The sequence below is a fragment of the Serratia proteamaculans genome (assembly GCF_013337185.1).
Taxonomy (GTDB): Bacteria; Pseudomonadota; Gammaproteobacteria; order Enterobacterales; family Enterobacteriaceae; genus Serratia; species Serratia proteamaculans_D.
This window is the reverse complement of record NZ_SWDE01000001.1, coordinates 532,223-544,938: the sequence shown is the minus strand read 5'-3', so window position 1 is coordinate 544,938 and position 12,716 is coordinate 532,223. Positions and strand designations below refer to the sequence as shown.

General features: G+C 54.9%; 10 protein-coding genes. 5 read left to right on the top strand and 5 right to left on the bottom strand.

Annotation, left to right across the window (positions count from 1 at the left end; translation table 11 throughout):
• The first annotated feature begins 163 nt into the window (after window positions 1-163).
• The 5 genes from FCL49_RS02560 to FCL49_RS02540 all read left to right on the top strand — a co-directional run bounded on the left by FCL49_RS02560 (window position 164) and on the right by FCL49_RS02540 (window position 5,677).
• Window positions 164-943 (top strand): SDR family oxidoreductase, encoded by a 780-nt coding sequence (locus FCL49_RS02560; RefSeq protein ID WP_174352296.1) that lies wholly within the window; start codon window positions 164-166, stop codon window positions 941-943.
• A gap of 23 nt (window positions 944-966) precedes the next feature.
• Entirely contained in the window at window positions 967-1,680 is a 714-nt protein-coding gene (locus tag FCL49_RS02555; protein WP_174352295.1) for a GntR family transcriptional regulator, read from the top strand.
• Entirely contained in the window at window positions 1,677-2,528 is an 852-nt protein-coding gene (locus tag FCL49_RS02550; RefSeq protein ID WP_174352294.1) for a fumarylacetoacetate hydrolase family protein, read from the top strand. The genes FCL49_RS02555 and FCL49_RS02550 overlap by 4 nt, the downstream gene beginning before the upstream one ends.
• Window positions 2,529-2,562: 34 nt before the next feature.
• Entirely contained in the window at window positions 2,563-3,564 is a 1,002-nt protein-coding gene (locus FCL49_RS02545; RefSeq protein WP_174352293.1) for a VOC family protein, read from the top strand.
• 238 nt (window positions 3,565-3,802) lie between these two features.
• Entirely contained in the window at window positions 3,803-5,677 is a 1,875-nt protein-coding gene (locus FCL49_RS02540) for a PAS domain S-box protein (protein ID WP_174352292.1), read from the top strand.
• Between the two features lie 75 nt (window positions 5,678-5,752).
• Here the strand turns inward: FCL49_RS02540 and FCL49_RS02535 are convergent, their stop codons facing one another.
• The 5 genes from FCL49_RS02535 to fdhF form a co-directional block, all read right to left on the bottom strand.
• Window positions 5,753-6,259: a hypothetical protein gene (locus FCL49_RS02535; RefSeq protein WP_174352291.1), complete on the bottom strand. Its 507-nt coding sequence runs from the start codon at window positions 6,257-6,259 to the stop codon at window positions 5,753-5,755.
• 77 nt (window positions 6,260-6,336) lie between these two features.
• The gene (locus FCL49_RS02530) at window positions 6,337-6,840 is read right to left on the bottom strand and encodes a hypothetical protein (protein WP_174352290.1); all 504 of its coding nucleotides are present in this window, start codon (window positions 6,838-6,840) and stop codon (window positions 6,337-6,339) included.
• A 314-nt stretch (window positions 6,841-7,154) separates the two neighbouring features.
• The gene (locus tag FCL49_RS02525; RefSeq protein ID WP_174352289.1) at window positions 7,155-8,186 is read right to left on the bottom strand and encodes a HoxN/HupN/NixA family nickel/cobalt transporter; all 1,032 of its coding nucleotides are present in this window, start codon (window positions 8,184-8,186) and stop codon (window positions 7,155-7,157) included.
• A 1-nt stretch (window position 8,187) separates the two neighbouring features.
• Window positions 8,188-10,485: a carbamoyltransferase HypF gene (hypF, locus tag FCL49_RS02520; protein ID WP_174352288.1), complete on the bottom strand. Its 2,298-nt coding sequence runs from the start codon at window positions 10,483-10,485 to the stop codon at window positions 8,188-8,190.
• Between the two features lie 67 nt (window positions 10,486-10,552).
• Window positions 10,553-12,709 (bottom strand): formate dehydrogenase subunit alpha, encoded by a 2,157-nt coding sequence (gene fdhF / locus FCL49_RS02515; protein WP_174352287.1) that lies wholly within the window; start codon window positions 12,707-12,709, stop codon window positions 10,553-10,555.
• Window positions 12,710-12,716 lie beyond the last annotated feature (7 nt).

Below are 12,716 nucleotides of genomic sequence, written 5' to 3'. Positions count from 1 at the left end.
TCTCCGTAGAGGTGATGGTGAAAATGTCGTGAAGGAATAAAATATATTTTTTATAGTAAAGAATATTTTTTGTTGCTGTCTATATTTTTTATCGATAGCATTACATTTATGCAACATCACCTGCCTGACATGGGCACCATCCGTGATGAAGGAGAGAAGGGTAATGGATACGAGACTGGCTGATAAACGCGCCCTGGTATGCGCCTCCAGCAGTGGTTTGGGTTATGCCTGTGCTGCCGCGCTATTGCGAGAAGGCGTGAGCGTTTGGATTAATGGCCGTGACGAGTCTCGCCTGCTGGCCGCGCAACAGCGCTTGAAGGCTGAAACCGGCGGACGCGTTTTCACCGTTAGCGGCGATATCACCACGGAACAAGGGCGCAATGCCTTGCTGGCGGCCTGTCCGGAGGCCGATATTCTGGTGAATAACAATGCCGGCCCGCCGCCGGGGAATTTCTTTGAGTTTGACGAACAAACCTGGCTGGCGGCGTTGCAAGGGAATCTGTTGGCACCGCTGATGTTGATCCGTGCGCTGGTACCGGGAATGCGGCAGCGGAAATTTGGCCGCATCATTAACATCACCTCGGCGATGGTCAGCACGCCACGTGCCCATATGACACTGTCCGCCGCATCCCGTGCCGGGCTGACTGCCGCCTGTAAAGGCTTGTCCCGCGAGTGCATCGTCGACAATGTCACTATCAATAATCTGCTGCCCGAGCGTTTTGATACTCCTCGCCAGCAACAGATGGCGCAGGTCGCGATGCAACAGAGCGGTATCAGTTTCGAGCAGGCGCGCCAAGGGCAAATTGATTCAATTCCAGCCGGGCGTATGGGGCTACCGGCAGAATTTGGCGCCGCCTGTGTCTATCTGTGCAGTGACTTAAGCGGGTATATTACCGGACAAAACATGCACCTGGATGGCGGTGCCTATCCTGCGTTGTTATAACCGCGTAGCGAGAAATAAAGCGAATGAACAGCAAACAAGAATTACACAACGGTGCCTTTAAAAGTCTGAGCGGTGCGGCGGTGGCGCTGATCCGTCGGCGGATTATTAACGGCGAATATCCGCCGGGCAGCAAACTGGTGATCGGCAATATCGCCGCTGAACTGGACATTAGCCCCGGACTGGTGCGTGAAGCGCTGTCGCGTTTGGTCACGGAAGGGCTGGTAACCGCACATGAACAACGTGGTTTTCGTGCCAGTGAAGTCTCACTCAGCGAATTGAAAGACATTACCGCCAATCGGCAGTTGATCGAAACCCATGCGTTACGGCTGGCGATTGCCAATGGCGATGCGGAATGGGAAGCGGGGATTATTGCCGCCTTTCACCGCCTGACGCGCTGCCCACGTATTGATGATGAAAACCAGCACCATTCCGCCAACTGGAGTCAACTCCATTACAGCTTTCACCGCAGCCTGTTGATGGCCTGCCAATCGCCGTGGATGCTGCGTTTTTCTGATTTACTGTTTGATCAGTCCGAGCGCTATCGTCGCTTGCGGTTTGGTTATGAACTGGAGGGCGTCGACACTCCACGCGACGTCGACGGCGAGCACCAGGCGATCATGGATGCGGTGTTGGCGCGCAACGCCGATCTTGCCGCTGATTTGCTGAGTCAACATTATCAAAGCACCGTACAGCGGATCATCCAGCAGATCGATAACCCAAATCCGGAGGCGCAATGAAAATTGTCAGTTTTATTAGCCAGGGGCGTGCGGGGTATGGCCTGCTGCGCGGAGAGGATGAAATTGTCGACTGCAGCCGGTTATTACCCTATCCGGACCTGCGTAGCGCGTTAGCCGCAGGCAGTTTTAGCGTGTTCCTGCCGTTTCTGTACGCGCCGTCCACTGTGCGGGCAAGCGAGGTCAGTTGGTTACCGCCGGTGCCCCATCCGGACAAGATTATTTGCGTTGGCCTGAATTACCGGCCGCATCTGCTGGAAACCGGCCGTCCAGAGCCGGAGCGTCCGACGCTGTTTCTGCGGCTGCCGACTTCACAAGTAGGCCAGAATCAACCGCTACTGCTCCCGCCAGAGTCGGTTCAGTTTGACTATGAAGGCGAACTGGCGGTGGTGATCGGCAAAGGTGGCAGTCGTATTACCCAGCGTGACGCCATGCCGCACGTGGCGGGTTACGCCTGTTATAACGACGGTAGCGTACGTGACTGGCAGCGACACAGTTCACAATTCACCGCCGGTAAGAATTTTCGTCACACGGCGGCCTTCGGTCCCTGGATGGTCAGCGCGGATGAGATCCCCGATCCCCGGACGCTAACCCTGGAAACTCGCCTTAATGGACAGCTGATGCAGCAAGCCTCGGTCGACGAGCTGATTTTCTCTATCCCAGCGTTGATTGAATACTGCTCAACCTTTACCGATCTGTTGCCAGGCGATGTGCTGGTGACCGGCACACCGGGAGGGGTCGGTGCATTCAGGCAACCACCGGTGTGGATGAAGGCAGGGGACCGGGTTGAGGTCGCCATTGCCGGTATCGGCACCCTCAGCAATCCAGTGATGGAAGATCCCGGTGCCTGAGGGACTCTTCTGACCAAGCAGCCAAGGAACCGCAATGACCAGCATACCCGTGACTCAATACGATCCTCCTTTTGCCATAACCCGTGCCAGTCATCTGGTGTTGACCTCACAGAATCTGGCCGCCAGCGAGCTATTTTATACTCAGGTGGCCGGTATGGTGTTGACCCACAAGGAAGACCACCGGCTGTATCTACGCGGATTGGAAGAAGCCTGCCACCACAGTCTGGTGATCAAGCTGAGCAAGGCGGAACCCCACTGTGAACGCATCGGCTTGCGGGTGTTCAGGGAAAAGGATTTGGAACTGGCCAAACTGTTTTTCGATCAGCGGGGGATGGATAATCACTGGGCCGAAGTGCCTTTTCAGGGGCGCACCCTGCATTTTACCGATCCGACCGGCGCACTGATCGAGCTTTGCGCCTCCATGCCGGTAGTGCCGCGTTTACATCATCAGGTGCATTTGTATCGCGGCGGCAGTGTCCAACGACTGGACCACTTCCAGTTGCACACCCCCCACGTGCAGCGGGCGGCTGAGTTTTATATGACGCAGTTGGGTTTCCGCGCATCGGATATCTATTTTAATCAACAAGGCCTGGGCGCCGCTTTTTTACAACGCAAGGGCAACACTCAGGATCTGGTGTATTTGCATGGCCCGGGGCCACGCCTGCACCATTTCGGTTACACCATTCCCGACTCGCAAGAGATCCTGCGCGCCTGCGATACCGCCGGTAATCTGGGGTTTGGCGACGCCGTTGAACGCGGGCCGGGCAGGCACGGTATGGGGCACGTGCTGTTTGTGTATCTTCGCGACCCCGATGGTCATCGCATCGAATTGCACAACACCCCTTATCAGATGATCGATATCGAGCTGGAAACCAACCTGCTCGCCGCCGATCAGCGCCAGCAACTGTTACCCTGGGGTTTGCCACCACAGCGTAAATGGGTGGCCGAAGCCAGCGCCTTTACGGATGTACCGGTCGAGCAACCCGCTGGTGGTGGTTACCCATTGGTGTTGGAAGAGTATTTATCCCGGATTTAAGGACTCGGAGCCACGGCGTTGATTAGCCTCGCTACAGATTGATGTTTTTCCCCACTTAATGCCCGATAAATTTTCGGGCATTTTTGTCGCCATAAGCAATTATCCGAAAAAAATGAGAAAACCGTCTAAGCTGAATGAAATAAGTCATTTACGGTGCGGTGTTAAGCCATTAAAGGCAACGGCTAGCCATGCAGGTTGTGAATCAGCATCGCCGAGAAAAGATAAGCCGGAGCAACTTATGTACGAACCCTGTTTTCCAGAAAATGAAACCGAACGGCTATCGGTTCTGCATTCACTGAACATACTGGACACGAATTCGGTAGAGAAATTAGACCGCGTCACGCGCCTGGCCGCCAAATATTTTGGCGTCAGTATTGCCCTGATTTCGTTAATCGACCGCGAGCGTCAATGGTTCCTTTCTCGCTCGGGTCTGGAGGCACGAGAGACGCCACGCAACATTTCGTTTTGTGGCCATGCCATTTTGCAGCGAGACGCGTTGGTGGTACCGGATACTGCGGTTGACCCGCGTTTCTTTGACAACCCCCTGGTCACCGGCGGGCCAAAAATCGGTTTCTATGCCGGGCAACCCTTGTTGTCACTGGACGGCCTGCCGTTGGGCACCTTATGCATTATCGACGGTCATCCACAGGCGTTTTCTTCTGAGATGGTGCATGATTTACGCGATTTTGCCGCCGTTATCGAAGAGTATCTGCACAGCATCGAGCGTGATCTCTATACCGAGAGTCTGAAATCAAACCTGCAACGTACCGAAGCCCTGTTTGAACAAACCTTTTCGCAGGCGGCAGTGGGCATGGCCCTGGTCTCGCTGGAGGGATATTGGCTACGGGTGAACCCGCGGATCTGTGAAATGCTGGGATATTCTGAGAGAGAATTGCTGGATCGCACCTTCCAGGACATCACCTATCGCGAAGACCTGCACACCGATCTCGGGCTGTTGAAACAACTGTTAGCCAATGAAATAGACACCTATTCGATGGAAAAGCGTTATATCCGCGCCGATGGTTCAACAATTTGGGTTCAACTGACGGTGTCGCTCAATCGTTTGCCGAATGGCGAGCCTCATCATTTTATCTCGGTCATTGTCGATATCAGCGAGCGTAAAGCGGCCGAGGCCGACCTCTATGCACTGCAACATGAGCTGGAAGACAGGGTAGTGACACGTACCCGTGAGTTGAATTTTGCCGTCAATAAACTCAATCATGAGATTGCCAATCGGGCGCTCACCGAGCTGCAACTGAGTAGTGAGAAAGAACGCCTGCGGGCCATTACCGATAATATGCCGGCCTTGATCAGTCAGATTGACGCCAATGAACGTTATCTGTTCGCCAACAGTGCTTACAAAAGCTGGTTTGGTCTGGATGAATCTCAGCTCAACACCATGACCGTACAGGCATTTATGGGCGACGAGGCTTATGCCGTAGCCAGACCGATGATCGAGCGGGCGTTACAGGGAGAAACCGTCAGTTTTGAGAATGAACTGCAAACGCGCCAGGGGACAGCGATCATTCATACCACCCTGGTACCCAGTGAAACCCAGGGCTTCTATATTCTTTCCATGGATATTACCGAGCTTAAACGTTTGCAGCGGCGGTTAGAATACGACGTCTCGCATGACATGCTGACCGGGCTAACCAATCGGCGGGCTTTCCTGCTTCGGTTAGGCGCAACGCTGCAGGCTTGTTGCCCACAACAGCAGATGGCGTTGTTGTTTATCGATCTTGATGGATTCAAAACGCTGAATGACAGCTTTGGCCATGATTTCGGCGATCTTATCCTGAAAACCTTTGCAGAATTGCTCAATGCCTGTGCCGGGCCTCATCACAGCGTTTCACGCCTCGCCGGCGATGAGTTTACGGTTATCCTCTGGCCTTTGGCGCACCCGCAACTTCAGGTCAGCGCGTTTTGCGAGAGCGTATTGGTCAAGCTGGCGGCAATGGACCAGGTCGGCAATCAAAAAGTGAGTCTTTCCGCCAGTATCGGCGCAGCCATTACTTCTGGCGGTGATATTACCGCCGAGGCCCTGCTGACCAAAGCGGACGATGCCATGTATCGGGCCAAATCCGCAGGTAAGGGGACCTATATTATCCGTTAATCAAGCCCACGCTGGTGGCAGCCCAACCCGGGAATGTTGGGCTGCCGTCAAAGGGATTGAATGTGCCAAGTTGCCTCAAAGTAATTCAGTGATAATAACTTCGACCACATTGGGCAGGTCCACTGGCTTGACTGAAAACAGCGAATTAAAGACTTCGGCATTGCCGCCTTTGGTCTCTGCATATTGATGCCAACGTTGATTTAATACAGCGTGTTCAAATGAGGTGACAATGCGTACGGTGTGGTTAAGGTAGGTCTGAATAACATACGAGGTGTCTGAAGAAAAATAAACGCAGCATGCGTGAGTGTAATCCCAGTTATCATAGTTGAGCAATATATTAACCAGATCGCCATTTTTATATTTTTTAAGTTCATCGCCGGTCAGGTTATTGACTTTGATTCTGTAACTTTTATCCGTATCCTTTCCTCCGGCCTTTTCATAAACGGCTCCGGCGAATTGGGTGCAACCAATTGAGCCGTCAGTGGTTTTATCTGAGTTTAAATTATCGATTCTTATTGCAGAATGAAGTTCAGCTAACGCCGCATTGATGGCATTAGTCATCTGTGTTTTATCAATGGACATAATATCACCTGTATTAATAAGTTATGATTGAATATTGCCTGGATTACGGTGGTGACGAACAGCGCGAGAATGCGATTCTAATCTGGAATACTGACGGCTATTTGACAGTTGGAACCATAAAAATCACCCTCATTATTTTGCAGAACTACCCATCCCTTAACGTCCGTGCGTGGCTCCAGGTGGGCTGCACCGACAACAATGACGTAATAAAGGGCTCCCTTTGTGTCTTTGTTCTTGGTGACGTACTTTTGCAGGGACTTTCTCTGTTGGTTCTGTCGCGCAACGCTAAAGGTAGGGTTGTTATTATCAAAGCCATAAACGTTATTGTCACTATTATTCATTAATGACCTTAGTGTGGCGCTATCTTTTCCTTTAGGTTTCTGATCAAGAATAACCGCCAGCTCAATTTCATAATCAGTTTTCGGAATAAAGCCTTTATCTCCATTGTCTTCCTCTGATTCAAGTAATAAAATATAATTATCTTTTTCAGGATTAAATCCAAACTCTGAAAAAATTAACGTTCCGGCAGTTATTGTGCCATCTTTTTCATGATCATCACCAATGAAAAATATTGTTGTCATGATTATACTCCTGACTGCTGCTTACTACATTGATTTATTGGCGGCCAAATAAAACAGCAATGAACTTGCACTTTATTTGGCCGCGGATGAGTTACAACATTAATAAACATAGTCTGAATTGCCAAGATACGTCGTTTTTTCTTAAGTATTTTTATTGTAATTTGTCGTTATTTAAATAACTTATTGTTATTGGTTAATAAAGATAACATTCTGATCAGGTTGATTAATAACCTGGATTATAATATTAATTGAAAGAATTTAATAACGAATGAAGTGTTTTTTACCGGCAGCCTCGGTGGCTGCCGGTAAGGGGACTAGAGGGGCAGCGAGTCATAGTTTTTGCGCCGGTAATTCAGCGCGGACAATGCCCACAACACCACAAACAGCACGATGGCGGCGTAACCAACGCTGCCCATATGGTCATTGAGGACTTCAACCCCGCGCCACAGGCCGCCTTGTAACCCCAGTTTGTCGACCAACAATCCCAAACCTTCCAGGCCGCCGATCACCAGAGCAATCGCCACGCTGGTGGCGGTAATGGTCATGTTGTAATACAGCTTGCGGATCGGTTTATTGAAGGCCCAGCCATAAGCGCCGACCATCACGAAATTATCCAGCGAGTCAATCAGCGCCATGCCGCTGGCGAACAGCAACGGGAACAGCATGATTGACCAGACCGACAGGCCGGAAGTGGCGCCCGCCGCGGAGATGCCCAACAGGCCGACTTCGGTGGCGGTGTCGAAACCCAGGCCAAATAAAAAGCCGACCAGATACATATGCCAGCTTTTATTCACCAGATTAAAAGCAAAGCGATACAGGCGCGTCATCACGCCGCCGCTACCGTTAACCAGCAGGGCCACATCTTGTTCCACCAGTTTTTCCCCGCGTTTCACCTGGCGGAAAATGCGGTAAACATCGCGGAAAATCAGCCAGTTCAATAGCGCCATCGCCAGCAGGAACAGCGAGGAGATCAGCGTGCCCAGTGTCGCGCCGTACTGATGCAGCCAGCCGATACGGTCGCCAAATGCCAATGAAGTGGCGGCAATGGCAATACAGGCCAGGATCACGATGCTGGAGTGGCCCAAAGAGAAGAATGCACCGACGGACACCGGTCGCTGGCCTTGCTGCATCAGCTTGCGGGTGACGTTATCGATAGCGGCGATATGGTCAGCATCCACCGCATGACGCAGCCCGTAGCCATATGCCAGCAAAGCGGCTGCGATTAACGCCGGGTAGCGATGGAAGGCGGCAAAAGCGGCTCCCCAGGCCAACAGATTTAACGCCACCAGCGCCAGTAATAACCAAAAGGCGCGGGTATTAGTGCGGAAAAACTCGCGGTTTAACATGTCAGGTCCTGTCAAAGGTAGAAGAAGAAGCCGGAGAGTGTTGGGCGCAGGCGACCAGCGCCTGACCCAGCGCCAGCCCGCCGTCACCCGCAGGCAGTTGTTGTGGCAGTAACACCTGCAACGGGGCCAGATGGTGCTGCAGACGTTGTCGCAGCAGGCGGTTATGCAGCACGCCGCCGCTCAATGCCACATGCCCAATGCCATACTGCAGGGCAAAATGCCTGGCCAGACTGGCAAAGCCCTGCGCCAGCGCATCGTGAAATGCCCAGGCCCGTTGCGGGGCGGGCGCTTGCCAGGTCAGCCACCGTTGCCAGAACGCGGCAAGATCAAATTGCTCGTCGACAAGTGACAATGTCACCTGGTGTGGGCAAGGCCCACTTTGGTGCGCCAGCGCTTCAAACCGGCTGGCCGCTTCACCTTCCCAACTTTGTTGCGCCGGGGCACAGCCCAGGGCGGCGGCGGCGGCGTCAAACAAACGGCCGCAGGAGGAAGCCAGCGGGGCATTAATACCCGCGTTAATCGCTTGCAGCAGCGGTCGCCATGGGGAAGCCAACAGCCGTTCGGCCTGAGGGTAGCTTTGCCAGTCCGGCACGAAGCGCGCGAAATGTGCCAACTGATTACGCCAGGGTTGTTGTGCCGCAAGGTCACCGCCGGGCAGCGCCACGGCGGGTAATCCCCCGAGATGACGGCAACGGCGGTAATCGACCAGCAGACACTCGCCGCCCCACAGGGCACCGCCCTGACCGTAGCCGAGACCATCCAGCGCCAGGCCGATGACTGCACCGCCCTCCAGTGGCCAACGGTGCTCGGCCAGACAAGCGGCCAGATGCGCATGATGATGCAGCACCGGGGTCACCGGCAGCGACTGCCGGGCCGCCCATTGATGGCTGACATAACCGGGGTGGGCATCGCTGGCCAACCGCTGCGGCTGGCAATGGTACAAGCCGGTGAAGTGCTTGATGGCCTGTTGCCACTGTTGTTGAATATCCTCTTGCTCCAAATCGCCAAAATGCGCACTGAGCAGGGCCTGATTTCCCTGAACCAGGCAAAAGGTATTTTTGCGATCTCCACCCACCGCCAGTAGCGCCTGCTGAGCAGGGAAACCGGGCGGCAGCGGCAGGGCGTCGGGAACGAACCCGCGCGCCCGGCGCAGCATCTCATGGCCTTCGGGCAGCAAACGCACCAGCGAGTCGTCAGCGCGTTGCAGGATCTCGCGATCGTGCATCAGCCACAGATCGGCAATCTCGGCCAAATCAGCCAATGCCTGGTCATTGGTTAACGCCGGGGCTCGGCCAGCGGCATTGCCTGAGGTCATCACCAGCGGGCGCTGTATTGCCTGCATCAGTAAATGTTGAATCGGGTTAGCCGGCAGCATCAGGCCGACCTCATCCAACCCCGGAGCTACGGCGGCAGACAGCGGCGAGTAAGGGGATTGGGGGACCAATACCACAGGCGCGGCGGGTGAAGTTAACAACGTTTGCAATTGCGGCTGGTCAACGCCATTGGCGCAGCGTACCAGCCAATCCGTGTCCGGCAACATGACCGCCAGAGGTTTACCTGGCCGCCGTTTACGCAGCCGCAGACGCTCGACGGCCTGGGTGTCGGTGGCGTCGCAAGCCAGGTGAAAACCGCCCAGGCCTTTGATCGCCACAATCTGCCCGGCGGCCAACGCGGTAACCGCCTGTTGTAGCGCTTCATTCCCCTGATGCTGCGTCTGTCCTGACGCCAGACAGCTAAACAGCTGTGGGCCACAATGGCTGCAGGCCACCGGTTGGGCATGAAAACGTCGGTCCTGCGCAGAATGGTATTCCCAGGCACAGTGTGGACAGAGGGTGAAGGGCGCCATGCTGGTCGCCGGGCGATCGTAGGGCATGGCGCGAATAATGGTAAAACGGGGCCCGCAATGGGTGCAGTTGATAAAGGGGTAACGGTAGCGTCGATCCTGCGGATCGTTCATTTCCTGCAGGCATTGTGGACAGGTTGCGGCATCCGGCACTATCTGGGTTGCCATAGCACCGTTTTGGCTGGGGCGGATACTGAAATCGGTAGGGGCTTGCAGCCAGGTAAACGAACGCTGCTGAATGCGATCTATTTGTGCCAACGGTGGCGCCTGTTGGTGTAACACGTGCAGGAGCACTTCAAGATCGACGGGTTCTACCAGGCGAATTTCCACCCCGGCGCTGTCGTTCCAGACTTCACCACGCAGGTTGAGCTGTTCGGCCAGTTGCCAGACAAAAGGCCGAAAGCCGACGCCCTGTACCTTGCCGCTGATGCGCAGCAGTAATCCTGAATGGGACACTTTTTATTACTCTCTGTGGGTGAATCGGGGCGAATTCATTCGCCCCCTACAAAGTGACGGTGCAGCTTTACATCACATCTTCAGCCGCGCGACGCAGGCGGGCCTTCATATCGCTGTAGCTCTGCTGTGCATAGTTTTCCGCCCAGTTCTGATCGGCAATGGCCGCCAGTTTTACCGCGCAGTATTTGGTTTCCGGCGTTTTGGAGATCGGGTCCAAATTCTCCTGGGTCAGCTCGTTACAGGCACCGATCCACCACTGGTAGGTCATATACACCGCGCCCAGGTTAATACGTTCGTTATAGTTGGCACGGCTGATCACCTTGCCGCGGCGCGAACTGACCCACACCAGTTGTTGGTCGGCAATACCCAACGCTTCGGCATCCTGCGGATTGATCTGCACAAAACCGGGCTCATCCGCCAGGGTTTGCAGCGCGGCGCAGTTGCCGGTCATCGAACGGCAGGAGTAGTGGCCGACCTCACGCACGGTACAGAGCACCAGCGGATAATCTGCATCCGGCACTTCCGCCGGGGCACGCCAGGTGGTGGCGAACAGTTGGCCTTTACCGGTCGGGGTGGTGAACTGGTTGCCCTGATACAGGTAAGGGGTGCCCTGACTTTCCAGCGTGGTGCAAGGCCATTGCACATGGCCCAGTTCACCCATTTTTTCGTAGGTGGCACCATAAAACAGTGGGCAAAGCTCACGCATTTCATCCCAGATTTGCTGGTTATCGTCGTAATGCATCGGATAACCCATCGCGGTGGCCAGCAGGCTGATAATCTCCCAGTCGCGCTTGACGTTGTACTGCGGTTCAATGGCCTTCTCGAAGCGCTGGAACCCGCGATCGGCGCAGGAGAACACGCCGCCATGCTCACCCCAGGAGGTGGCAGGCAGGATCACATCGGCCTGTTCGGCGGTTTTGGTCATAAAGATGTCTTGTACTACCACAAATTCCAGCGCCTCGAACGCGCCGCGCACCAGGCTCAGATCGGCTTCGGTCTGTAACGGATCTTCCCCCATGATGTAGTAGGCCTTCACTTTGCCTTCATGCACCAAATGTGGGATCTCGGTGATGCGGTAGCCGACTTCCGGGTCCATTTTGGCAGCGTCAATGCCCCAGGCGGCGGCGAACTTGGCGCGTACTGCGGCGTCGGTGACGGCCTGATAACCAGGGAACTCATTGGGCAGTACGCCCATGTCACAGGCACCCTGAACGTTGTTCTGCCCACGTACCGGCCCAACCCCCACGTTGGCCCGGCCCAGGTTACCGGTCAGCAAGGCCAGACTGGCGAGCCCTTTGACCACGTCGACCGCCTGACCGAACTGGGTGACGCCCATGCCCCACATGATGGTGGCCGAAGGGGCGCTGGCGTAGGTGCGCATCGCCTGGCGAATTTGCTGGGCGCTGACGCCGGTCAGCTGTTCTACCGCTTCCGGGGCGTAATCCGCTAACTGCTGGCGGTAGGCCTCGAAACCTTCGGTGTATTTCGCCACGTAGTCGCGGTCATACAGATTTTCTTCAATCAGCGTATAGGCGAAGGCATTGACCAGCGCCATGTTACAGCCGTTTTTGATCTGCAAATGCTGGTCGGCAATGCGCGCGGTTTCGATACGGCGCGGGTCGCAGACGATAATTTGCGCGCCTTTCTCTTTGGCCTTCAGCACCCGGCGAGCCACGATAGGGTGCGAATCGGCACAGTTGTAACCGATGACCAGCAGGCATTTGGAGTTTTCGATATCGCCAATCGAGTTGCTCATTGCGCCGTTGCCCAGCGTGGCCTGCAAACCCGCCACCGACGGGCCGTGGCAGACGCGGGCGCAGCAGTCGACGTTGTTGGTACCGACTACCGCACGGGCAAACTTCTGCATTACGTAGTTGGTTTCATTGCCGGTACCGCGTGAAGAGCCGGTGTGCATGATGGCGCTGGCGCCGTGTTTATCCTTGATCTGCTGTAGCCGCTGCGCGGTGTAGCTAATGGCTTCGTCCCAGCTGACGGCCTCAAACTTGCCGCCTTTTTCACGGCGGATCAGCGGCTGGCTCAGACGTGGCGTCAGCAGTTTGGTATCGTTGAGAAAGTCCCAGCCGTAATAGCCTTTCAGGCACAGCTCGCCCTGATTGGTCACGCCGTCAGCCGCCTCGGCGCGGATGATTTTGCCGTTGTCGACCACCAGTTTCATTTTGCAGCCTGCACCGCAGTAAGGGCAGACGGTTGTGATTTTTTTCATCGGTTCA

Excerpts from the sequence above, each read along its gene's own strand:
- FCL49_RS02555 (WP_174352295.1), top strand. The coding sequence starts at position 967 with ATGAACAGCAAACAAGAATTACACAACGGTGCCTTTAAAAGTCTGAGC.
- FCL49_RS02560 (WP_174352296.1), top strand. The coding sequence starts at position 164 with ATGGATACGAGACTGGCTGATAAACGCGCCCTGGTATGCGCCTCCAGC.
- FCL49_RS02550 (WP_174352294.1), top strand. The coding sequence starts at position 1,677 with ATGAAAATTGTCAGTTTTATTAGCCAGGGGCGTGCGGGGTATGGCCTG.
- fdhF (WP_174352287.1), bottom strand. The coding sequence starts at position 12,709 with ATGAAAAAAATCACAACCGTCTGCCCTTACTGCGGTGCAGGCTGCAAA.
- FCL49_RS02535 (WP_174352291.1), bottom strand. The coding sequence starts at position 6,259 with ATGTCCATTGATAAAACACAGATGACTAATGCCATCAATGCGGCGTTA.
- FCL49_RS02545 (WP_174352293.1), top strand. The coding sequence starts at position 2,563 with ATGACCAGCATACCCGTGACTCAATACGATCCTCCTTTTGCCATAACC.
- FCL49_RS02530 (WP_174352290.1), bottom strand. The coding sequence starts at position 6,840 with ATGACAACAATATTTTTCATTGGTGATGATCATGAAAAAGATGGCACA.
- FCL49_RS02525 (WP_174352289.1), bottom strand. The coding sequence starts at position 8,186 with ATGTTAAACCGCGAGTTTTTCCGCACTAATACCCGCGCCTTTTGGTTA.
- FCL49_RS02540 (WP_174352292.1), top strand. The coding sequence starts at position 3,803 with ATGTACGAACCCTGTTTTCCAGAAAATGAAACCGAACGGCTATCGGTT.